Here is a 22,112-nt window from a genome sequence, read left to right as displayed (position 1 = left end):
ACGAGCCAAGCTCCAAGGCTTGAGGGTGCGTCCAGAGTCTCTACCGGATGGGAGATGGTCGATTATGCCTGAGCTTAACCTTCCTTCTCCACCGCCTTCCACATACAAGGGTGCGTAGGGCAACGGTTCGCGGATACCCATCATTGGGTTTATGCCCTACGCACCGCCACCATTGCCGCAGATCAACCGACTCGTGATCCCGAGAGGCGATCGATGGTGCGTGGGAGCCAAACCAGCCAAATCATCACCCCGAAAACGTTCTCCCACTCACCCTACGGTTTGTCGATTGACCGCCACCCATCCCGAAGCAACGACAATCCCCGATCGGTTGGGCAGCGCTCAATCCTCGGTGCATGGGAGTGCCAATCAAGCATCTCGTAACCGTTGGGGCGTTCTCCCATGCACCCTACCGCCCCTGAGAATTAACAGGTTTGCCATAATCGCAGGGTGCGCAGGGCAACGGTTCGCGGATACCTGTCATTGGGTTTGTGCCCTACGCACCGCTGCCATTGACGCAAATCAACCAACTCGTGATCCCGAGAGGCGATCGACGGTGCGTGGGAGCCAAACCAGCCAAATCGTCACCCCGAAAACGTTCTCCCACTCACCCTACGGCTCCTGAGCGGTTTCGCCCCCGATCGCCCGGTCGGTAAATGTACCCAACAACCTCCTAGAATCAGAAGGGTTAACCATTCGCGCTAACGCTTCAAAAGAGCCACAATTTCCCTGTGGTGGGGATTCTGGTGCGCTTCTCAGGTTTTAAGGGGTCTGGATTATGGCTTTCGCGTCGATCGTTCGTGCCTTGCAGCGGTCTCCCTTGACGGAGGAGTTTTTAGGACGGCTCGATCGCGATCGCCAGTTGATTTTTAGCGGCGCGGCCCAGTTGCCCAAGGCCTTCACGATTTCGGCGCTGGCCCAGGCGCGGGGGCGATCGCTGCTGGTGGTGACGGCGACGCTGGAGGAAGCCAGCCGCTGGGCTGCCCAAATGGAAGAGATGGGGTTTGGGGCGCTGCATTTTTATCCCACCTCAGAAGCCTCGCCCTACGAACCCTTTGACCCGGAGCAGGAAACCCTCTGGGGCCAGTTGCAGGTGTTGGCGGATTTGCGGGGGCGATCGCTCCACAGTGACCCGAAGCCGATCGCGATCGTCACCACCGAGCGCGCCCTGCAACCGCACTTGCCCCCCGTGGCGGCCTTTGATCCCTACTGCATCAATCTGGAGCCGGGGGCCGAGTCGGATTTGAGCGATTTGGGGCGCAAGCTGGCACGGCTGGGCTATGAGCGGGTTTCCTTGGTGGAAACGGAGGGCCAGTGGAGCCAGCGGGGCGACATCATCGATGTGTTCCCGGTGTCGTCGGAATTGCCGGTGCGGTTGGAGTGGTTTGGCGACGCTTTGGAGCGGATTCGGGAGTTTGACCCGGCTAATCAACGATCGCTCGATCCGGTGGCGCGGGTGGTGCTGACTCCGACGGATTTTGGGCCGATCGTCCGGGCGGCCTTGGGTTGGGAACCGGAACCCGTGGACGAACCGGAGGCGGAAGCGGAGTTGCGATCGGACGCGGAGGGGGTGCGGCGGCTGTTGGGGCGGGCCTTTGAGCAACCGGCTTGCTTGCTGGACTATCTGCCCGAGGGGACGATCGTGGCGATCGATGAGATCGACCATTGCGGGGGCCATGCCGATCGCTGGGTGGAGCAGGTGGGCGAGCATTGGGCGATCGTCAATCAACACCCGGACAGCTTGCCCCACGGGGAACCCCTGCGACCGATTCACCGCACCTTTGGCGAGGTGTTGGCGGCGCTCGATCGGTTCGATCGCTTCTTTCTCAGTGAGCTGGCGACGGAGGTGGCCTCGCCCCTGATTGCCAACCCGCCCCGGCCGATTAATTTGGCTTCCCGGCCCGTGCCGCCCACACCACACCAGTTCAGCAAGTTGGCGGACTTCATTCGCGGCGAGGTCGATCGCAAATTCGCCATTTGGCTGCTGTCGGCCCAGCCCAGCCGCTCCGTGGCCCTGCTGCAAGAGCACGATTGTCCGGCGCAGTTTGTGCCCAGCCCGCGCGACTTCCAGGCGATCGATCGGCTCCAGGGCAACCACACCCCCGTGGCGGTCAAATATTCCGGCTTGGCGGAACTCGAAGGCTTTGTGCTGCCCACCTATCGGATCACGGTGCTGACCGATCGGGAGTTTTTTGGTCAGCACGCCTTGGCCACGCCCGGTTATGTGCGCAAACGTCGCCGCGCCACCTCCAAACAGGTGGATCCCAACAAGCTGGCTCCCGGCGATTATGTGGTGCATCGCAACCACGGGATTGGACGGTTTTTAAAGCTCGAAAAAATCGTTTTTGATAACCAAACCCGCGAATATTTGGTGTTGCAATACGCCGATGGATTATTGCGGGTGGCGGCGGATCAAGTGGGCAGCCTGTCGCGCTATCGTCGCACCCAAGATAGCCCGCCGGAATTGCACCGGATGACCGGGAAAACCTGGGAAAAAACGAAAGCGAAAGTCCGCAAAACGATCAAGAAATTGGCGGTGGACTTGCTGCAATTGTATGCGGCGCGATCGGAACAGCGGGGCGTGGCCCTGCCGCCGGATATGCCTTGGCAACAGGAGCTAGAGGATTCATTCCCCTACCAACCCACGCCGGATCAACTAAAGGCAACCCAGGACGTAAAACGGGATATGGAGAGCGATCGCCCCATGGATCGCTTGGTCTGTGGCGATGTGGGTTTTGGCAAAACGGAAGTGGCCGTGAGGGCGATTTTCAAGGCCGTCACCGCTGGCAGACAGTGCGCCCTGTTGGCTCCCACCACGATTTTGACCCAACAGCATTACCACACCTTAAAGGAACGATTTGCGCCCTATCCGATTCAAATTGGGCTGATGAATCGGTTTCGATCGCCCCAGGAACGCAAGGAAATTCAACGGCGCTTGGCCACCGGAGAATTGGACATTGTGGTGGGAACCCATGCCCTCTTGAGCAAATCAACTCAATTCAAAGATTTAGGTCTTTTAGTGGTTGATGAAGAGCAGCGATTTGGGGTGAATCAAAAGGAAAAAATCAAAGCCCTAAAAACCCAAGTGGATGTGTTGACCCTCAGCGCCACGCCGATTCCTCGAACGCTCTATATGGCGCTCTCGGGCATTCGGGAAATGAGCTTGATTACGACTCCGCCGCCCAACCGCCGCCCGATTCAAACCCACTTGGCTCCCTACGACCCGGAAGCGGTGCGATCGGCCATTCGGCAAGAACTCGATCGGGGTGGGCAAATTTTCTACGTGGTGCCTCGGGTGGAAGGCATTGAAAAGGTGGCAACGCAACTGGTGGAATTGGTTCCTAGCCTGCGAATTGCGATCGCCCACGGGCAAATGGACGAGGGCGAATTGGAAGCCACCATGCTGTCCTTTGGTAGTGGTGAAGCGGATATTTTGGTCTGTACCACGATTGTGGAATCGGGCTTGGATATTCCCCGCGTCAACACGATTTTGATTGAAGATGCGGAAAAATTCGGGCTATCTCAGCTCTATCAATTGCGTGGCCGTGTCGGTCGGGCCGGGGTGCAAGCCCACGCTTGGTTGTTCTATAACCGCCAGGGATTACTATCAGAAGCCGCCCACAAACGACTGCGCGCGATTCAGGAATTTACCCAACTGGGATCGGGCTATCAACTCGCCATGCGCGACATGGAAATTCGCGGGGTAGGTAACTTGTTGGGGGCGGAACAATCGGGACAAATGGAAGCGATCGGCTTCGATCTCTACATGGAAATGTTGCAAGAGGCGATCGATGAAATTCGCGGCCAAGAAATCCCGCAGGTGGACGACACCCAAATCGATTTGCACCTGACGGCCTTTATCCCGAACGATTACATTCCCGACCTGGAACAGAAGATGAGCGCCTATCGATCGGTTGCCGCCGCCAGCACCAAACGGGAACTCACGGAAATCGCTGCTGACTGGAGCGATCGCTACGGCCCAATTCCGCCCGCTTGCCTACAACTGTTGCGAGTAATAGAACTGAAACAGGTAGCTAAACAGCTCGGCTTCTCTCGGATTCGGATCGAGAATAAACAGCACGTGATTTTGGAAACGCCGATGGAAGAACCGGCTTGGAAGCTGTTAGCGGAAAACCTACCCGACCACCTGCGATCGCGCTTTGTCTACATGCCGAAAAAGGTGATGGTGCGCGGGTTGGGTGTGGTGAAACCGGAACAGCAACTGGACAATTTGATCGATTGGCTAGGTCGAATGCAAGGTGCTTTACCAGAAGCCCCGCTAAAGGCTTCCTAGACAAAACGGAGCTTCCGAGACTTAGCAGCCCATCCAATGACTGGATAGGGCTTCTGCTTGCTGCAAGACGGTTTGAATCGCAGCTTTTTCTAAATCTGGTGGGTAGCCGTGTCTTTTGAGAATGCGCTTAATGGCAGTTCGCAGGCGAGCACGGGCGCTTTCCCGATGGGCCCAATCGATCGTGATGTTTGACTTCAAACTGATCAAGAGTTCGTGGGCAATCACTTTCAGGCTGTCATTGCCCATCACTTCAACCGCGCTTTCATTCTCGGCCAGGGCATCATAAAAAGCGATTTCATCGGCAGATAAACCTTGCTCCTCACCCCGCTGCCGCGCGGCTTGGACATCCCGAGCCAAATTAATCATTTCCTGGATCACTTCAACGGCGCTGATCGCGTTGGTGTGATAGCGGGCGATCGCCTTTTCCAATCGCTCAGAAAATTTCTTTTCTTCGGTAATATTCGTGCGACTGCGAGAGTGGATTTCATCATTGAGCAATCGCTTGAGGGCTTCGAGGGCGAGATTCTTCTTGGGCATTTGCTGAATCTCCAGCAAAAAATCATCGGAAAAAATCGAAAGATCCGGGGAAGACAGCCCAGCCGCCCTGAGGATATCGATCATTTCAGTGGAGGTAATGGCCCGATCGATCATTTGCTGGACGGCAAATTCCCGGCCGGGCGTGGTTGGTTGAGCAGTTGCGGTTGATTGCACCAGCGCAGCGCGGATTGCTTGGAAGAAGCCCACTTCATCGCGAATTTGGCGGCCTTGATCGCTAGAACTGGCCAGGGCGAAGGCTTTGGATAATGCCAAAACCACATCTTGATAGTGGCGGTGGGCGCGTTTTTGGGCGTTTTCATCGGTTTCTTGCTGGGCGGCTTGGTGCTGTTTTTCCAGAACCCATTCGATCGCCTCAGCCATCACCACCAAACGTTCTTGAGCTGTACCTATCAAGCCGCGTTGGTAATCGAAACCGTGGAAAAGGGCGCGCACAATATCGTACTTTTCCAGCATGACGGCGATCGCCTCGGCTTCGTCGATGCCCGTGCGTTCTTGGTCTTGGGCGGAATAATCGCGGAGGGCTTCCTTCAGGCGTTGGGCAATGCCGATGTAGTCCACAACCAGGCCCGCAGGCTTATCACGAAAAACCCGATTCACACGGGCGATCGCCTGCATCAGGCCATGGCCTTTCATGGGCTTGTCCACATACATTGTGTGCAGGTCGGGGGCATCAAACCCGGTCAGCCACATATCCCGGACAATCACCAATTGCAGGGGATCTTCCGGGTCTTTTAGGCGTTTTGCCAGCAGATCGCGGCGGGCCTTGTTGCCAATGTGGGGTTGCCATTCCAGGGGATCAGCAGCAGAACCCGTCATCACGATTTTGATCCGGCCGGTGTTGTCATCCAGGCTGTGCCAATCGGGACGGAGCGCGATGATTTGGTCGTAGAGCTTGATGCCAATCGATCGACTCATACAGACAATCATGGCCTTGCCCATCAAAGCTGCAACCCGATTTTCAAAGTGTTGAACTAAATCGGCGGCAACTAGTTTGAGGCGAGATTCTGCGCCGACTAGCGCTTGAACCGTAGCCCATTTTTGACTCAGTTTTACCCGCTCTGATTGTTCCTCGTCCTCCAAAAGTTCTTCGATTTCCGCATCAATTTGGGGTTTTTGATCTTCGGGGAGTTGAATGCGGGCGAGGCGGTTTTCGTAATAGATCGGCACGGTTGCGCCATCTTCCACGGCGCGGCTGATGTCGTAGATGTCGATGTAGTTGCCAAAAACGGCGGGGGTGTTGACATCACTGGCCTCGATCGGTGTGCCCGTAAACCCAATAAACGAGGCATTGGGCAGGGCATCGCGCAGATATTTAGCGAAGCCGTAGGCCATGTCGCCCGTGGTGCGATCGACCTTGGCGTTAAACCCGTATTGGCTGCGGTGGGCCTCGTCGGCAATCACGATGATGTTGCGCCGATCGCTCAACGTGGGATAGGTGGTTTCGCCTTTCGTGGGGGCGAATTTTTGGATCGTGGTGAAGACAACACCCCCGGCGGCTCGGTTCAGAATGGCTTGCAGGTCTTCGCGACTGTCGGCCTGTTGGGGCGTTTGGCGAATCAGGTCGCGGCACATGGAAAACGTGCCAAAGAGTTGATCGTCAAGGTCGTTGCGATCGGTGATTACAACGATCGTCGGATTTTGTAGGTCAGGATGGCGCACCAGTTGGCCAGCATAGAACGCCATCAGGAAGCTTTTGCCGGAGCCTTGGGTGTGCCAAATTACGCCGGCTTTTTGATCAGTTTGGATCGCAGAAACAGTGCGGTCGATCGCCTTGTGGACGGCGTGGAATTGGTGATAGCCAGCGATGATTTTACGGATGCCGGAGCCGGAGTCGCTAAAGACCGTGAAGTTTTGAATGAGGTCTAGGAAGCGTTGTTTTTCAAATATGCCCTCAATCAGCACGGCCATTTGGGGTTGACCTTTGGGCGCGATCGCTATTCCGTCGATCGTGGGCCAGGGCGCGAAGCGTTCTCGATCGGCCGTGAGGGAGCCGATGTGGGCGGTGAGGCCGTCGGTGGTGATGAGGGCGGCGTTGGTGCGAAAGAGCGTGGCGATTTGGGCTTTGTAGGTTTGGAGTTGATTATAGGCGGCGGTGAGCGTGTCGGTGGAGCTGCCGGGTTTTTTAATTTCGATTACGGCGATCGGTAGGCCATTAATAAAAACCACCACATCGGGGCGGCGTTTGTGGCCGTTTTCAATGACCGTAAATTGGTTGAGGACTAACCAATCGTTATTGTCGGGGTTGGCAAAGTCGATCGCATAGACTTTATCACCGCGAATCGTGCCATCTTCGGCGTAAAACTCCACATCAATTCCTTCAACTAAGGCTTGATGGAGTCGCCGATTCTCTTCAATTAAATTGGGCTTTTCGGTGGCAATGATTTTTTTAAATGCATCATCGCGTGCAGCGGCGGGAATCGTTGGGTTCAGGCGATCAAGGGCGGTTCGCAACCGTTGGCTCAGGATCGTATCGGCATAAGCTTCCCGTTCTGGCTGGGAGCCGTCGGGGTTAACCACAACATCCGCCCGGTAGCCATAGCCGAGGGTTTGGAATTGCTCAAGGAGGAGTTGTTCAACCTGGGCTTCGCCGAGGTAGGGCATGGCGGGAGCTGCTGATTTTTGATCAAGGTTTCTGTTATCGGTTTTTCACTGAACTAACATCCATTTCAGAATACCCAGGACTTTTTGGACGGGCATGGCGGGATAGGTGGTCAAATCAACGGTGACGGTGTTGGCTTCTAGTTTGAGAAATTGCCAAAGTTTGCCGCTGGTGACTGAGCCATAAATCACTGAAATGGGCTGTTCCTGTTGTTGGTTATAAATTTGGGCGGCGACCATTTCGGCGACACATTGGCCGAGGCCAGATTCCAACTCGCCGCGTTTGGCTTCCACGATCATTAGGACGGGTGCATCAATCGTTAATCGACTTTCTGATCGACTAAATAAAAAATCGCAGAAGCCATTCAGACCCCGATCGCGATCGACATCAAATTCTTCACCCGAAAAGAGTTGTACTTGTCGGTGGGCGAGTTTTCTGGCTTCGAGCAGGATGGGACTCACCAACATTTCAGAGAGTGCTTTTTCGGTGCGGGCGGCCTGGGCGATCGGGAACCATTCGGCGAGAATGCTGGCCATTTCGGGCGAGGGTTCTGCGGGCGGCAAGGTTTCGCAGAAGGGAGCATCTTTAACTTTGAGTTTAAATAGGTCTTTGACGGAGTTTAGGGTGAAGTTGTTGTAGGCCATAGCGGTTCAAATAGATCACGTTACCAATTGTTCAATCAGTTCTTCTGGCTGAGATAGGTAGCAAATATTGGAAAATTCAGCAAGTTGGCTGAGATGGCTAGAACTCCACACATCTAAGCTGTCATCAAATAACGAAATGAAGTGTAATGGTTCTGTGGTGAGTTGCAATTGATTTAAGTCAACCCAAGCAGCCACAGCGTTATTCACTTTGCTATTGGCTGCGCCCCGATTGCCGGTGCTTAGAACTTTAATTAAGGTGCTGCGTCGTGGGTGTCTCGTTTGAAAGTCCATCGACCAAGAGCGAGCCGATCGCCCCACTACCTTAATATCTCGTTCATAGGGAATTTGACGCTCTTCTAGAAGGTCGGCAAGATCATCATTCACCGTGCTGGCGAGTCGAGTTCGATTCAGCAACCACAAATTAGATGCAGCGATCGCGCCTTGGGCGAGTCGAGTGATGGCTTCTGCTAGGTTATTTTGCACCCGAACTAACAGCATTCCATCGTATAGTTCAAGTCCATAGGTCACTTGAATATCTTGCAGAAACCATTCTTGCTTTTTAGACAGGGACTGCCGAAACGTTTGCAGATCTAGCCAGCGCAGGGTTTCGCCGAGGTCGGTTAAGGTTTGGGTTTCGGGCTTAAGAAATAAGTCGATTACGTCGCCGTCGGGATAAAGATAGGGAGTCCGAATCCGCACCAAGCCATTCACCTCGGAGCAGGTGTAGAGTTGCCCGATGGTGTCTGCAATCAGTTGGCAGGGTGCGGAGGTCATGGGAATAGGGTTAGTTGCGGGGCGGGGGGCGGTGTCATGATGCCATTATGGATGACTTTTGCTTCTTGACAGAACTGCTGCCAAACCTGGATGGGGTCAGTGGCGGGGGCGGTAATATCGGGCGGAACGTAGGCTTGTTTGTCCCGTAGGGGTTCGTACCAGCGGTGTTTATGGGTTTCCCCGATGCGTTCGCCATCAGGGTTGCGATGTTCTTGGCCCAGATCGAGTCTGTAGATGCACCCTACTTGGCAGTGAATGATGGCATAGGTGAGCTTGGCAATAATAGGGTTGTAGTTGCCTTTGAGAACGATGGGATAGTCCGAAGGGCTGATGATGTTTACTTTGAACCCTGACCAAGGCGATCGCTCTTTTTTCCAAGTAATATCGCCTTCGATCAATTTATTGGGGTCGTTGATCAACGCTTCAAATTCTTCCTGATTCAGCACTACAGCACCTCTTCAGCCATTTTTTCGGCTTCTTTGACTCGGATTTCGCCGGACATGAGCTTGGGGAGGAGGCGATCGCGCAGGTCGGCTAAGGTGCGAGACTGAAGATTATTCTCAAGAGTTTTTTGATGAACAACTCCTAAAAAGTCATCTGTAAATAGCTGAATTAATCGATTGTCTGATGTATTAATAAAGTCCATGCTTGATACAACATCAAATGTAATTTGAGGAAAAGTGCCAGACCGCGATTCAGCCATCATTTGCAAGAAATCGATGTTACTTTGATGAGTAAGAAGAAAATAGATGAATAAGCTCTTTATATCGGAAGTTTGTCTTAAGACCATTAATTTTGTAGAGACGACGTATTCAGGAGCATCAAAATAAACATAAGCAAAACGCTTGTTTTGCGGTCTTATTTCGCTATATAGAATATCTCCCTTTTGAATCGATTTCTTGGCTTGTCCAGGAAGAGTAGAAACATTACTCTTATTGGCATGAAGAAAACTTCCATTTAGAATGTCTCCAGTATTTAGAAAAACAACTTCTGATTTTGTCTTCAGAGGGTATGTTTCGGAAACGCTTCTGACTACATCCCCAAATTTTCTAAACCACCATCCTTGCGGTAAGCCTGTTTGCTCGTCGATCGCCCCCGGAAACAGCGACCACAAATACTCCGGCAGATAGGCGGCGCGGCCCTCCTGTTTGGCGCGGGTGGGGCCAAAGTCCACAAACCAATCCTTGAAAATCGCCCTGGCCATGGCCTCCAAGGTTTCGTTCATCCGCCGATTCAGCTCGATTTTGTCGTCGAGAGCAGAGAGCATGCGGGCGATCGCTTTTTGTTCGGGGAGTGGGGGCAATAAAATGCTCAAGGTTTTGAGATCATTACTATTCAAGCGACCAGTCCCATGACCAGCTAGATCAACAAGATTTAATAAATTTTCTTTATTGCCAAGTAAAAGGTATGGAACAAATTCTTGACAAATTCCAGCTTTCGGGCGAACTGCTTTTATATCCTGGTTGAATGCCATTGGTCTTTGCAAAACACAAATCGGCACGTTGTTAAGCAGAGTCATGCCCCGTGTTAGCAACAGCACCGATCCCGCAGGTGCGAGCTTAGTTCCATTTGCTAAACCTACTTCTGTGATATGGTCTTCGGAATCTTCTAAGAAAAAGCTTTTCATATCCTTAGCCGATACCCAAGGTATACCCCCGCCCCAATAGTCTGATCGTGCCTTTGAAGGAGTTCCTCCAGAGTAAAAATTAATTACTTCTCCCAGGTAAGCCTCTTGCCACTTACTCATTGATTTTCCTCTCTGCCACCTTCTTATCAATCAGTACTCTTTTTCTTACGGGTAGTTTTTCGCTTCGTTGTCGCCTCAATTTCCTTAACCTTGCCCACAACCTCGCCAAAATCATCATCCACCGGTTGTGGTTCCGCCAACTGCATCACACTAAACTTTTCGTATTCCGCCTCCGCCTTTGACTTTGCCAGTGCCGCCTTAATCTTGCCCGCATGGGTCAAAATTTCCCGATCCGACAACTTCAAGAAATCATCTAACTTTGTGATCCAATCGCTCATATACATCGGTCTTCGATTCAGCGCCTGAAGCTCCGCAAACTCCAAATACGCCGACACAATCCGATTCAAAGTCTCTAACTCATCCTGACTCAAATAATTTTTGGCAATTGCCACATCTCCCTTGCGAACCTTGCCATGGGGTGAATTTTTCCAAGACGTTAAACCCATATTCGGCTGGTTTGCATCCGCCCGCTCTGCGATAATTTCCGCCGCCGTGTGACCATGGGCCGCCCAGTGCATCTTATTTTGCACCGTCTTAAAAAATAGCTGCGATGCCTCCGCATTGCCATCGTAATCAATGCTCGTGGCGTAGATGTCCAAGACCTTTTGATAAAACAGCCGCTCCGACGATCGGATATCCCGAATCCGCGCCAGCAACTCCTCGAAATAGTCATCCCCCAGCGTCCGCCCCGCCTTGATGCGCTCATCATCCATCGTGAACCCCTTCACCAGGAGTTCCCCCAAACGCCCGATCGCCCACTGCCGAAACACCGTCCCCCGCGCCGACCGCACCCGCATCCCCACCGCCAAAATCGCCTCAAGGCTGTAATGGTCGAGGTTTCGCTTGACTTGCCGCGCTCCTTCCGTTTGAACTATCCGGAATTTCCGGACAGTTGCCGACGAGTCCAGTTCACCTTCGCTGTAAATGTTGACAAGGTGCTCATTAATGGTCTTAACCGAGACTTGGTATAAGTCAGCCATCAAGCGCTGGGTTAGCCACACCGTCTCCCCAGCCAAACGCACCTGTAAATTCAGCCCCCCATCCTGATAAATCAGAATTTGCCCCCCCGGAGCCTGCGGAACATCGCCAGTAATTTCCATATCTGCCATCGCTTCAGCCTTCCCATGGGCGATCGAACAACTACAAATATCAGGAATCGATACCACCGCCTAGCAAAAGGCCTCAAAAGTCATAGCCCAAGCCCCGCAAATTCTCCCGAATTGCCCCCTCCAGTCTTGCCGACTCCTTGAACTGTTCCGCCAGCGTTGCCGTCAACTCCGCCATCCGCTCCTCAAAGGGCACATCGTCCTCCTCCGTTGCCGCCGCCCCCACATACCGCCCCGGCGTGAGCACATAATTATGACCGCGGATTTCGTCTAAGCTCGCCGATTTGCAAAAGCCCGCCACGTCTTCATAGCCGCTGCCTTCGCGCCAAGCGTGGTACGTGTCCGCAATTTTCGCCACATCCTGATCGCTAAATTCGCGACGGGTGCGATCGGCCATGTAACCCAACTTGCGGGCATCAATAAATAGGATTTCTCCCCGCCGATCGCGCAGCTTTTTATCCCTCGCAATGCCGTTTGATTTGTCCTTTGCCAAAAACCACAAACAGGCCGGAATTTGCGTTGAATAAAACAACTGACCCGGCAACGCAATCATGCAGTCGATCGCATCCCCTTCAATCATTGCCTTGCGAATCTCACCCTCACCGCTCTGTTGCGACGACATCGACCCATTTGCTAACACCACGCCCGCCGTTCCCCTGGGGGCTAAATGATGCCAAATATGCTGCAACCAGGCATAGTTCGCATTGCCCGCTGGCGGGATGCCAAATTTCCAGCGCCCATCTTCCCGCAGGCGATCGCCACCCCAATCGGAAATATTAAAGGGCGGATTCGCCAAAATAAAATCGGCGCGCAAATCGGGCAATTCGTTCTTATGAAATGATCCGTCAGAATTCCAACGAATATCGGAATCAATCCCCCGAACCGCCAAATTCATCTTGCACAGTCGCCAAGTGGTGTAGTTGCTCTCTTGGCCATAAATGGCAATGTCGCCAATTCGCCCCGCGTGATCTTGCACAAACTTTTCCGACTGCACAAACATACCGCCGGAACCACAACAGGGGTCATAGACCCGCCCTTGGAATGGTTGCAGCATTTCCACCATCACCCGCACAACCGATCGGGGCGTGTAAAACTCGCCGCCCCGCTTGCCTTCCGATCCGGCAAATTGACCCAAAAAATACTCGTAGACCCGCCCCAAAACATCTCTGGCAGTATCCTGAGTCTCGCCCAACGCAATATTGGAAATCAGATCGATTAATTCACCCAGCATCACTGCACTGAGTGCTGGCCGGGCGTATTCCTTCGGTAGCACACCTTTGAGTGAGGCATTCTCTTTTTCGATCGCCAACATTGCCTCATCAATCAACTTCCCGATCGTCGGCTGTTTGGCGTTGGCTTGCAGATGTGACCACCGGGCCACCGGGGGAACCCAAAAAACGTTTTCGGCTGTGTACTCGTCCCGGTCTTCCAGAACTTCCGAATCATCGGGAAATTCTGCGATCAGTTCTTGCCGCCGCCCTTCAAAGCGATCGCCAATGTGCTTCAGAAAAATTAAGCCCAAGGCAACGTGCTTATAGTCCGATGGCTCCATGTTGCCCCGTAACTTATCCGCTGCTTTAAACAGGTCGGACTCATAACCAAGGTTGGCACCCTGATTAGTGGTGGATGCGGCAGACTTCGGCATGGAGATAGGGATCAATTCTGAGTTAAGAGACCATTATATTCAGAAGCGAGTAGTGCCTGTGTGGTGATGGCTTTCGGTAACGGATCGCTTACACCGCGAGGCTTACAGTCGCTCATCATTACTGAATTCTGGCACTACTCGAAACTCTATTGCTGCTGGGCTATACCCATTTCAGCGATGGGTAGTTGATTCCCTCAAGTCTGGGCTTGGCTGGCTTTGGGGCGGAAAATGTGGCGGTGATCGCCGCTGTAAAGGCGCGATCGGGCGGTGGTGGCCGTGGTCATGGCATCCAGGGCTGGACTAATCACATAAAGAACGGTGCGAGTTAGTTTTTCCTGGTGGGTGATGCTGGCCAACTCATCCAACCGGCAAAGCACCACTCGCTCATCCTCCCACCCGATTCGGTAGCAAACCGCGATGGTCATCTCCGGTGGGTAATGGGCCGTGAGCTGGTCTTGGGCCCGCTGGGCATGGTGGGCACTCAGGTACAGACAAAGGCTGGCTTTGTGGGCGGCCAGGCTGGCTAGATCTTCCGCGTCGGGCACTTGGGTTTCGCCTCGGGCCCGGGTGAGGATGATGCTTTGCACCAGGTTGGGCACGGTCAGCTCCACAGCCAAACGGGCGGCGGCCGCTTGGAAGGCGCTGATTCCGGGAACCACTTCAAAGGGAATCTCTTGCTCCAACAGTTGGGCCACCACTTCATGGAGTGCGCCATAGAGGGAGGGGTCGCCGTCTTGCAGTCGCACCACCTGTTTTCCGGCTCGGGCCCGATCGATCAACGTGGGCAACCAATCTTCTAAGACGAGCGATCGGGTGTCGATCACTTCCACCTCTGGCCGGCAATGGCTCAACATCGCTTCCGGAACAAGGGAGCCAGCAAAAAAGACCGTATCAGCCGCCGCCAGGAGTTTTTGACCTCGCACGGAAATGAGGTCGGGGTCACCGGGCCCCGCGCCCACAATCCGTACGGTGGCGGGGCGATCGAGGGCCGACTCAGGCAAAGGGGTCATGGGATTGATTGCAGGGCTGGAATCGGAGGTCATGGGGTTTTGCGGCGGGCGGCATTGGAGCCTGGGATAGAGCGCAGGGGCAGCGAGGCGGAGGTGGACTCCGTGGCCCAACGGCGATAGTCAGCGCTCAATCGGTCTACCAAGCGATATTTCATCTTGGCCAGCACTTGGGTCAACAGCAGTTGCCCCGTGGACTGCATGGTGGCGGCCGGCAGACGATCGAGCGGTGGGGGCAATTTTACACGCACCCCTAAATCCACCACGCCCTTCAGGCGATCGCCCGCTGAGGTGCTAATGGCTCGCATTTGGCCCGTCAACTCCAGGGAAAAGCCGTTGTCCAACCCCTTGAGGCCCACCAGTTGGCAACCAACCGATCGCATCCGCACTACGCCTGCTTCGTCAGTCCAAACCCGCAAATCCACCATGGGTTGGAACTGCAAATGAGCAAAGGTTAGGGTTGGCACCGAAAGCCGATAGCGATCGCCCCCCAGGGCCACTAAGTGCCCCGGTTGGGCCGCCGCCAACGCGACCCGGTGCGGCTGACGCAGATATTCAGCGACCGGGCGACGCATTGGCGGCATCGGCATATCGATCGTCTGTGAGGCAGAGAAGCCAGCAGCCACCGAAAAAGTCTCCGCGTTAGGTTCAACTCATCCTTGGGCAACGGTGGTCACCGCCGGGCTGTCACCACAGGACAGCTCCTTGGCAAGCGGTTGACACGGATTAGACCCGATTAGACCCAAATTTTGGGGACTAAGCATGACTTAACGCTACCCAATGCATTCCATCATACCGGTTTGGCGATCGGCGGGGGGCGGCCAGCCGAACCCGAGCGATCACCCAGAGTGGCGGTGCATTTTGCCAAAACCCTGGTCTCGGGGCGATCGGTTGGCTCCAATTCGGCCCAAGACTGGGCGCATCAACCGGCACAGTCGGGATCTGGAAATCGTATTCTGAGAACTATCTGCGAAGAACTTTCTGCGGAGAACTTTCTGCAAACTGGGCAGCGATTCAAAACGAGGGTTCATCAACGGTTCTTGATGGCCGCTGCCGATTCTGCATCCTGCAACTCCCTAATTCCGCATACCGGATTTCATACCCCATATTCTGGCGATGGCGATGGCGATGACCGATTCCCCCCACCCAATCACGATTGGCTACCTTGGCCCGGCGGGAACCTATGCCGAGGCCGCCACCACCGGCTATGCCCAGTGGCGATCGAGCCAGGAAGCCTTCCTAGGGGAGTTTCGCCCCTACCCCAGCATTGCCAAAACCCTGGAAGCGGCCGCCAGCGGCGAAGTGCCCCTGGTGGTTGTGCCCGTGGAAAATTCCATTCAAGGCAGCGTCACCACCACCCTCGACACCCTTTGGCAACTGGAGGGGCTACATGTGCAACAGGCGGTGTTGCTCCCGATCGCCCATGTGCTGGTGACCCAAGCCCCAGACCTGAAGGCGATCACCACGGTCTATTCCCATCCCCAAGCCCTGGCTCAATGTCAGCGGTGGATCGAAACCCATTTGCCCAATGCCAAGCCCCTGCCCACCAATTCCACCGCCGAAGCCTTGACCAACGTGCAGGAACAGCCCCAAACCGCTGCCATTTCCTCAGAGCGAGCGGCCCAACTGTACGATTTGCCCGTTTTGGCTCGTGATATCAGTGATTGCCCAGACAATTGCACCCGATTTTGGGTCATTGCCCGAGAACCGGCGCACCTCACCGGCAGCCACACAGCGATCGCCTTCTCAACCATTAACCGGCCCGGCTCCCTTTTGCAGCCCCTGGCCACCTTGGCGGAACGGGACATCAATCTTTGTCGGATTGAATCTCGTCCTTCCAAGCGTGGACTGGGGGATTATGTTTTCTTTTTGGATTTGGAAGCCGGGCAACAGGAAGCTCGCACCCAGGCAGCATTGGCAGAACTGCGCGATCGGGTGGAAACCTTGAAGGTGTTCGGCAGTTACGATGCCCTGAAGCTGACCTAGGACTTTTTGACCCAGGCGCGTTGGGCAAACCTGGCGAGATTTCGCTGAATCGCTCTGAATCGCGCTGGATCAAGAAGGCTAATTGCTGAGATCGCGAGTAATTTAGTGCGATCGATTGCTGGCTGAGGGTTGGGGCAGTTGCAGAGGCCGCGCTGTGCCCGCCAAGTCCGCCGGAACTGTCACCGCAGCCGAATGGCGGCGAGACTGCTTCACCAAGTGGTTAAACAACTGTTCGTAGCGATCGAGCGACGAGTCAAAGCTATACATCTCCAGCGCATGTTGGCGACCCTGACGACCCAACCGTTCAGCCCGATCGGGATCCTGAGCCAGGGCCAAAATCGCCTCCGCCAAAGCCTGGGGCGACTCCGGCTCCACCACAATCCCCGCCTCACTGCGCCGGATGGCCTGGGCCGCCGTGCCATGGCCCGGCACAGATCCAATGATCGGCCGGCCACTGGCCAAAATGACCTGGGTTTTCGAGGGCATATTGAAGCCCACCACGTTGCGCCGCTGCACAATCAAGCTCACATCCGCCGCCGCCATCATTTCCGGCAGTGCTTCCCGAGGTTGAAAGGGCAACAGCTTGACCCGATCGCTCACGGCATTTTCACGGCAATATTGCCCCAATCGCTCGATCGCCCGCGCCTCACCCACAATCACGAACTGAATTTGGGCCGCCTCGGGCCGGCCATCCAGCACCTTCGCCGCATCAATCACCGTTTCCAGCCCTTGGGTCAAGGCAATGTTGCCCGAATAAAGCACCACAAACTTGCCCTGTAACCCATGGGCTGCACGAAATGCATTGTTCTTCGGCATGGGCTGCACAAAGTTCACATCCACCCAGTTGGGAATCAGGGCAATCTTGTTGGGCGACACCCCCTTGCTCACCAGGTTGTCCACAAAACCCTCCGCGATCGCGCTGATCGCCGTTGAGGTTTTGTAAGCAAATCGCTCCAGGGCCTCAAAAACCTGAATCGCCCGCTTGCTGGTAATCAGCCCCGTATGCACCGCCGCTTCCGGCAAAATATCTTGCAAATTTAGGATCAGCGGGCAGCGATACATCCACCGCAGCAGGGCCGCCGGAACCGTTGCCGCCAACGGAGGCGAAGTCATCAACATCACATCGGGCCGCCAGCCATTTAGGGCCCGCAGGAAACTCGTGATCGCAAAACTACCATCTAGGGCCAACCGCGTCAGCAGGCCGGGCTTGGGTCGAATCCAGACATAGCAGCGATCGATTCGCACGTTGTTAATCACTTCCGTGCAATACAACTTGCCCCGATAGCCTTCGTAAATCCGCCGTTCCGGGTAGTTTGGCATTCCCGTCAAAACGCGAACTTCATGACCACGCCGAGCCAGCCCCTCCGCTAGCTCAGTCATCAACGGTGCAATCCCGATCGGCTCAGGATGGTAGTTGTAGGAATAGATCAGAATCTTCATAGCCTTGGGTTTACCAGGTTAAGGGTGACGTAGAACAAGGAGTGACTATGTTGTGGTTTCGCCCATTCAATTGCACTTGAGCATCCCGCAATCCAGCCGATCATGACGCGGCCGTTCCTATTCTGTTGATTCCCTGACGCAGCGTCTGTAACCAGGAAAAACCGCAGGCTGCGATCGGGGGCACACCCTAACACCCTTAGGATTGGTTGAAGTGCAGTTTTCATGGGTCAAAGCACCTGTGACCGGGCGATCGCGAATTCACACCACCACCCTGTATAACCTCCGCCTAAGAACCGGTGCAAAACTCACTGCGTCCAGCTCAAAGACGCGCCACTGACTCCTGATCATCCGTCAGCAAAATGGTCAAGTAACTCAATCAAAATGGGTCAGGACGCGATCGGCAATGACCAAATGGGCAGTGGGATCATGCAAACTGCTCGATCGGCTCTGAACCGTGCTGAATCAATATCACTGGATTCTTGGTGCTGAATTAATCGCACTGAATGAATCACTGAATGAATGGCATTGAGGTTAACCCATTCCAACCTCCAATTCGGGATATGGTTTTTAGACTCCGGTCTAAATTCAGCCTTAAATCTAAGATCTAGTCCCTGATTCAGTCTGAAATCTAGTCTGGGATTCAGTTTTCAATAAAGCTTTGGGTTGAAAATCTTGGGTTGAAAATCTTGAGTTGCGTCTTACATCGCATTTTGCAGAGCAAGGCTAACCAAAGATGCCAGATTTCGCTGAAATTGTCCCTGATATGGGCCGATGAAAGCACTGGCGAAGAGGAGATCAGCGCAGGCGAATTAGAGTAGATCCCAGCCGATTGGAGTAGATTCCAGAAAATTGGAGTAGATGGCGAACTGCTAATCCCCAATTAGAGCTTACTCCGAAGATCGATTAGATGTTCAGCTAAAATTTCCAATTCGTAATTTTTTCCGAGAGATCCTTAAAGGGTCAATGTTTCCCTTGCTGTCACGATGGAGAGCGATCGAGCGATCGCCCTTGCCCTCCGGTTCCGCCAACTCATGCTTGGAGATTACTCTTGAGAATTTCTGGCATTCAGCCAAAAAAAACACCACATCTGGCAAGGGACAAACCCACGACCAAACATGGTGTGATTGCAATTTCTGAAGAGTGGAAAACGTTGTGCGGTTTGGGCAACTGGTCTGGAATTAACCTCAACCGACTGAAGCCGACCTTAAGCCGTTGGGTTCATCAACAGGATCAGAGCTGCGATCGGGTCAATTGTTGCACGATGAACGTTCAATGGGCGTTCAATCTTTTCTGGCTTCTCGGGCAATTGAGGGCGATCGAACCGCTGACCTGAACCCAATTGACCCGCCGGAAACCTAGAAAGCCTTAGGAGCCAGTCGTTTGAGCGTTCAGCAGTTGCTTCAGCTTCGCCAACTCACCGGCCCAGCGGGGATCTGGCTGGGCAGAAGCGGCGCTGCTTTCGGCAACCACAGCCCCACCAGGGGCACGACGACCGCCACCGTTGCCTTTTTTGCCACCACCACCGCCACCGCTGCGGCGAGCTGCCTTGACGGGGCTAGCTTCGGCGCTTTCGGGGGCTTCGTCATCGCCCTTGCCTTTGCGGGGCATGGCTTTCTCAATTTTCAGCACGGTGTCTTTGAAGGTGGAACCGTTGAACTGTTCGATGATTTGGTCGGCGAGTTCATCAGTGGGAACCGTCACGAATGCAAAACCGCGACATTTTCCGGTTTTGCGATCGACAATGACCTTGGTGGAGGTCAGGTCGCCCGTGCCGGCAAAGACGGCTTCGAGTTCTTTGCGATCGACTTCTTTGGGCAGATTGCCAACGTACAGGCGAATGGACATGACGGATCCCTCTGATGGTTTGCAGCAAGCGCCAGGAGACTAAGCGCCGGGTGACTGGATGTGGTGGTTGGCAGTTACCATTCGGTTGCCATTGAATCGAGAGCACCTCGATGGAAAAGACAAGTTTGGAAAACTTGCCAGCTCTGAGCAAAACACAGCTCGCGCGGGGATATCAAACGCTCTGCTGCAAGCTGCTGAATAAAGGTTGTTTGATAACTATTCAATTCAAATAGACTTGCTATTGCTCAATTGAAAGGAAAGGATCTGTCGCCAGTCTTGAGCAGTCAAGCGCTGACCTTTAGCCATCCGGAGCCGTGTGACCCGTGCGTTGTCGATCGGGTGTGTTGCTGCTGAAGATTTTGCCACGATGGGGGCAGCAAAACTCACCAAACAGTTAAAACAGCATCGATCGAGCGGCTGGTTTGCTGGCATAAAAGTCTATCACGACGCTTTGCAAATTGGGCCAAGATCTCCGGGGGCTGGGCAACGGGTTCGATCGCAGCGGTGATTGCTACCCCGATCGTGAAAAAGCCAGCCGTTGGGGCGGCTGGCCGTGCTTGCTGTGTTGGGAGAATACCAATTAAAACCTGGCCGGGGATGTCATCGACTTTGCATTTTGAGTGACAAAGACGCACACCATCGCAGTTTCAGCAGTTTCAACGAATAGGGTTGATGGCAACTTGAAGCGGCGGTTAGTGCTTGACAGTTCTCCGGGCGTTGGCTAATTAGCCTCCTGTGAAGAAATGTAACATCAATGAAGCAACACTGTAAATCTGGCGTAGGGAATCGGTGGAAATTTGCATGTTGGGGAAATTTGAATATTGGGGAAATTTGAACACCAGAGATTTGGACACTAGATCTGGACACTCAGGGATTCCGAGCAGTGGAAAGCCGGGAACTTGAAAAATCGGGAACTTGAAAAATCGGGTAACCCTAGAGCTAGGCGGGGCTTGGGCGATCGCGCCGACGGCGGCGGTATCCGGGCCGATCAGGCGCGTTGAAGTGCCAGTAATGATGCAAATACAGCCGCTCTAGGGTACGACAATCGCGCGTAATGGCCATTTGCTCCCGTCGAGCATAGGCCCGGAACAGATTGCCCAGGGTGAGGGCCAACAGCGCCACCACCAGCCCGATCGCCGTGGAAACCAGCGCTTCACTCAGACCCGCATTCACGCGGCTGGGGCCCTCCCCGGCCCAATCGAGACCCGCAAAGGCTCCCATCAGGCCAGTGACCGTGCCCAACAGGCCCAACAACGGAGCCAGGGCCGTCACGGTTTGCAACCACAGGTCAAAGCGCCGCAGTTGGGGCCGTTCGGCTTGGGTGGCGGCGCTGAGGGCCAAGCGAAAGGCGATCGGGTGGGGGCGGTGTAGCTCCAAGGCGGCCAAACTAATGCGGGCGATCGGGAGGCCGTCGGCATATTGCTGGAACCGGGCGATCGCCGCCTTGGCATCGCGTCCATACAGCTCAAAAACCGCTGGAACCAGTTGGGATCGATCGCGCCGCACCTGGGCCCAGAACCAAGCCCGCTCGATCGCCACCGTCACCGTCGCGATCGATCCCAACAGCAAGGGCACAACCACCGGCCCACCCGCCTGCAAAATAGCCCAAGCAATCATGGGCGACTTTCTCCCATCGTTTTCATATGTATGGCGCTTGCCAGATCATCCCCCACCTTTATTCCCAGTCCGTGCGATCATCGCCCAACCTGTTGATCAACCTCTCAGCGCACTGTCAAATAGCGCAACCCAATCAGCAGCAAAAAGCCCCCATACAGTTTCTTCATCAGGGCCGAACTGATGTAGGGTTGATTGGCGAATATTGCCCCAAAGTAATTCCCCACCAGCAATCCCACCACAATCAACAACCCGTACTTGATGTTGAGATTGCCGTTGCGGTAATACACCATCGCCCCCAACAGCCCGATCGGCAACACCTGAGCCGCAAGGGATGTGCCCGTTGCTAATTTTTGGTCTAGGCCCAGCCACAGCACCATGGCCGGCACCATAATCGCCCCGCCGCCAATGCCAAACAGGCCCCCCGCTAACCCTGCCGCCAATCCAATCAGCAGCAATTGCCAAACCACGTCCGTCATTCGGTTTTCTCCTTTCTTGAGCAATTCTGGTTTTTGATGTTCAGCTTGCCTGTGAGCGCAATTTCGGCAATTTCGAGTGAATCCCTTGGGCTTGGTACTGGAGCCTAAGCCTGAGCGAGTCATGCTCCCAAGCGCTGTCTCGTCAGACTCTGGCACTGTTTTTGGAACCAAGACAAGTTAAAGGCGACACATTTTCCTTGGCAAGACCCGAGTGATCAGCGTTGATACGGGATTCATCAACCATCCACTCCCCTTTAACGAAGTATCAATTGGCGATTCAATGATGAATCAACCCGATGAATTAACCCGATGCATCAACCCGATGCATAAATCTCAATTAATTAACCCCCGATCAATGATTTCCTGATTCTCGATTC

The 22,112-nt window shown here is 54.3% G+C and carries 17 protein-coding genes; 4 read left to right on the top strand and 13 right to left on the bottom strand.

Annotated features, from left to right (window positions below; all coding sequences use genetic code 11):
- Positions 1-775: 775 nt before the first annotated feature.
- Complete coding sequence (gene mfd / locus H6G52_RS10830) at positions 776-4,291, top strand: transcription-repair coupling factor (RefSeq protein WP_190528236.1); 3,516 nt, start codon at positions 776-778, stop codon at positions 4,289-4,291.
- A gap of 21 nt (positions 4,292-4,312) precedes the next feature.
- Here mfd and H6G52_RS10825 read toward each other — a convergent pair whose 3' ends face one another.
- The 9 genes from H6G52_RS10825 to H6G52_RS10785 all read right to left on the bottom strand — a co-directional run bounded on the left by H6G52_RS10825 (position 4,313) and on the right by H6G52_RS10785 (position 14,997).
- On the bottom strand, positions 4,313-7,450 hold the full coding sequence (locus H6G52_RS10825) for a type I restriction endonuclease subunit R (protein ID WP_190528234.1): 3,138 nt from the start codon (positions 7,448-7,450) through the stop codon (positions 4,313-4,315).
- Positions 7,451-7,495: 45 nt separating this feature from the next.
- On the bottom strand, positions 7,496-8,092 hold the full coding sequence (locus tag H6G52_RS10820; protein WP_190528232.1) for a hypothetical protein: 597 nt from the start codon (positions 8,090-8,092) through the stop codon (positions 7,496-7,498).
- Positions 8,093-8,107: 15 nt separating this feature from the next.
- Entirely contained in the window at positions 8,108-8,866 is a 759-nt protein-coding gene (locus H6G52_RS10815; RefSeq protein WP_190528230.1) for a DUF1828 domain-containing protein, read from the bottom strand.
- On the bottom strand, positions 8,863-9,312 hold the full coding sequence (locus H6G52_RS10810) for a hypothetical protein (protein WP_190528229.1): 450 nt from the start codon (positions 9,310-9,312) through the stop codon (positions 8,863-8,865). Before H6G52_RS10810 ends, H6G52_RS10815 begins: the two co-directional genes overlap by 4 nt.
- Positions 9,312-10,613, bottom strand: coding sequence for a restriction endonuclease subunit S (locus tag H6G52_RS10805; RefSeq protein WP_190528227.1), 1,302 nt, complete (start codon positions 10,611-10,613; stop codon positions 9,312-9,314). Before H6G52_RS10805 ends, H6G52_RS10810 begins: the two co-directional genes overlap by 1 nt.
- A 26-nt stretch (positions 10,614-10,639) precedes the next feature.
- Positions 10,640-11,722 carry a virulence RhuM family protein gene (locus H6G52_RS10800; protein WP_199312331.1) on the bottom strand — a complete coding sequence of 361 codons (1,083 nt, stop codon included), beginning with the start codon at positions 11,720-11,722 and terminating at the stop codon, positions 10,640-10,642.
- A gap of 73 nt (positions 11,723-11,795) precedes the next feature.
- Positions 11,796-13,364, bottom strand: coding sequence for a class I SAM-dependent DNA methyltransferase (locus tag H6G52_RS10795; RefSeq protein ID WP_190528225.1), 1,569 nt, complete (start codon positions 13,362-13,364; stop codon positions 11,796-11,798).
- A 194-nt stretch (positions 13,365-13,558) separates the two neighbouring features.
- Positions 13,559-14,374 carry a precorrin-4 C(11)-methyltransferase gene (cobM, locus tag H6G52_RS10790; protein WP_190528223.1) on the bottom strand — a complete coding sequence of 272 codons (816 nt, stop codon included), beginning with the start codon at positions 14,372-14,374 and terminating at the stop codon, positions 13,559-13,561.
- 29 nt (positions 14,375-14,403) lie between these two features.
- Positions 14,404-14,997 carry a DUF1997 domain-containing protein gene (locus H6G52_RS10785; protein ID WP_190528221.1) on the bottom strand — a complete coding sequence of 198 codons (594 nt, stop codon included), beginning with the start codon at positions 14,995-14,997 and terminating at the stop codon, positions 14,404-14,406.
- A 502-nt stretch (positions 14,998-15,499) separates the two neighbouring features.
- Here H6G52_RS10785 and pheA point away from each other — a divergent pair.
- The gene (gene pheA, locus H6G52_RS10780) at positions 15,500-16,357 is read left to right on the top strand and encodes a prephenate dehydratase (RefSeq protein ID WP_190528219.1); all 858 of its coding nucleotides are present in this window, start codon (positions 15,500-15,502) and stop codon (positions 16,355-16,357) included.
- A gap of 102 nt (positions 16,358-16,459) precedes the next feature.
- Here pheA and H6G52_RS10775 read toward each other — a convergent pair whose 3' ends face one another.
- A complete protein-coding gene (locus H6G52_RS10775; RefSeq protein WP_190353604.1) occupies positions 16,460-17,797 on the bottom strand; it encodes a glycosyltransferase family 4 protein in 1,338 nt (445 codons plus the stop codon).
- A gap of 211 nt (positions 17,798-18,008) precedes the next feature.
- On the opposite strand from H6G52_RS10775, the gene H6G52_RS18785 reads away from it, so the two are divergent.
- Both H6G52_RS18785 and H6G52_RS10770 read left to right on the top strand, forming a co-directional pair.
- Positions 18,009-18,134 (top strand): hypothetical protein, encoded by a 126-nt coding sequence (locus H6G52_RS18785; RefSeq protein WP_255508519.1) that lies wholly within the window; start codon positions 18,009-18,011, stop codon positions 18,132-18,134.
- Positions 18,135-18,845: 711 nt separating this feature from the next.
- Positions 18,846-19,130: a hypothetical protein gene (locus H6G52_RS10770; protein ID WP_190528216.1), complete on the top strand. Its 285-nt coding sequence runs from the start codon at positions 18,846-18,848 to the stop codon at positions 19,128-19,130.
- Between the two features lie 32 nt (positions 19,131-19,162).
- On the opposite strand, the gene H6G52_RS10765 is transcribed toward H6G52_RS10770, so the two are convergent.
- The 3 genes from H6G52_RS10765 to H6G52_RS10755 form a co-directional block, all read right to left on the bottom strand.
- Positions 19,163-19,642: an RNA-binding protein gene (locus H6G52_RS10765; RefSeq protein WP_099533481.1), complete on the bottom strand. Its 480-nt coding sequence runs from the start codon at positions 19,640-19,642 to the stop codon at positions 19,163-19,165.
- A 939-nt stretch (positions 19,643-20,581) separates the two neighbouring features.
- A complete protein-coding gene (locus H6G52_RS10760) occupies positions 20,582-21,259 on the bottom strand; it encodes a MotA/TolQ/ExbB proton channel family protein (RefSeq protein WP_190528214.1) in 678 nt (225 codons plus the stop codon).
- A gap of 104 nt (positions 21,260-21,363) precedes the next feature.
- Positions 21,364-21,735 carry a sulfite exporter TauE/SafE family protein gene (locus H6G52_RS10755; RefSeq protein ID WP_099533483.1) on the bottom strand — a complete coding sequence of 124 codons (372 nt, stop codon included), beginning with the start codon at positions 21,733-21,735 and terminating at the stop codon, positions 21,364-21,366.
- Between the last annotated feature and the right edge of the window lie 377 nt (positions 21,736-22,112).

Source organism: Limnothrix sp. FACHB-881, from assembly GCF_014698135.1.
Classification (GTDB): domain Bacteria; phylum Cyanobacteriota; class Cyanobacteriia; order CACIAM-69d; family CACIAM-69d; genus CACIAM-69d.
Note: the sequence above shows the minus strand (reverse complement) of the source record. Positions and strands in the feature narration are given on the sequence as shown.

Excerpts from the sequence above, each read along its gene's own strand:
- H6G52_RS10805 (WP_190528227.1), bottom strand. The coding sequence starts at position 10,613 with ATGAGTAAGTGGCAAGAGGCTTACCTGGGAGAAGTAATTAATTTTTAC.
- H6G52_RS10820 (WP_190528232.1), bottom strand. The coding sequence starts at position 8,092 with ATGGCCTACAACAACTTCACCCTAAACTCCGTCAAAGACCTATTTAAA.
- H6G52_RS10825 (WP_190528234.1), bottom strand. The coding sequence starts at position 7,450 with ATGCCCTACCTCGGCGAAGCCCAGGTTGAACAACTCCTCCTTGAGCAA.
- H6G52_RS10800 (WP_199312331.1), bottom strand. The coding sequence starts at position 11,722 with ATGGCAGATATGGAAATTACTGGCGATGTTCCGCAGGCTCCGGGGGGG.
- H6G52_RS10795 (WP_190528225.1), bottom strand. The coding sequence starts at position 13,364 with ATGCCGAAGTCTGCCGCATCCACCACTAATCAGGGTGCCAACCTTGGT.
- H6G52_RS10765 (WP_099533481.1), bottom strand. The coding sequence starts at position 19,642 with ATGTCCATTCGCCTGTACGTTGGCAATCTGCCCAAAGAAGTCGATCGC.
- mfd (WP_190528236.1), top strand. The coding sequence starts at position 776 with ATGGCTTTCGCGTCGATCGTTCGTGCCTTGCAGCGGTCTCCCTTGACG.
- cobM (WP_190528223.1), bottom strand. The coding sequence starts at position 14,374 with ATGACCCCTTTGCCTGAGTCGGCCCTCGATCGCCCCGCCACCGTACGG.
- H6G52_RS10775 (WP_190353604.1), bottom strand. The coding sequence starts at position 17,797 with ATGAAGATTCTGATCTATTCCTACAACTACCATCCTGAGCCGATCGGG.
- H6G52_RS10755 (WP_099533483.1), bottom strand. The coding sequence starts at position 21,735 with ATGACGGACGTGGTTTGGCAATTGCTGCTGATTGGATTGGCGGCAGGG.
- H6G52_RS10760 (WP_190528214.1), bottom strand. The coding sequence starts at position 21,259 with ATGATTGCTTGGGCTATTTTGCAGGCGGGTGGGCCGGTGGTTGTGCCC.
- H6G52_RS10815 (WP_190528230.1), bottom strand. The coding sequence starts at position 8,866 with ATGACCTCCGCACCCTGCCAACTGATTGCAGACACCATCGGGCAACTC.
- pheA (WP_190528219.1), top strand. The coding sequence starts at position 15,500 with ATGACCGATTCCCCCCACCCAATCACGATTGGCTACCTTGGCCCGGCG.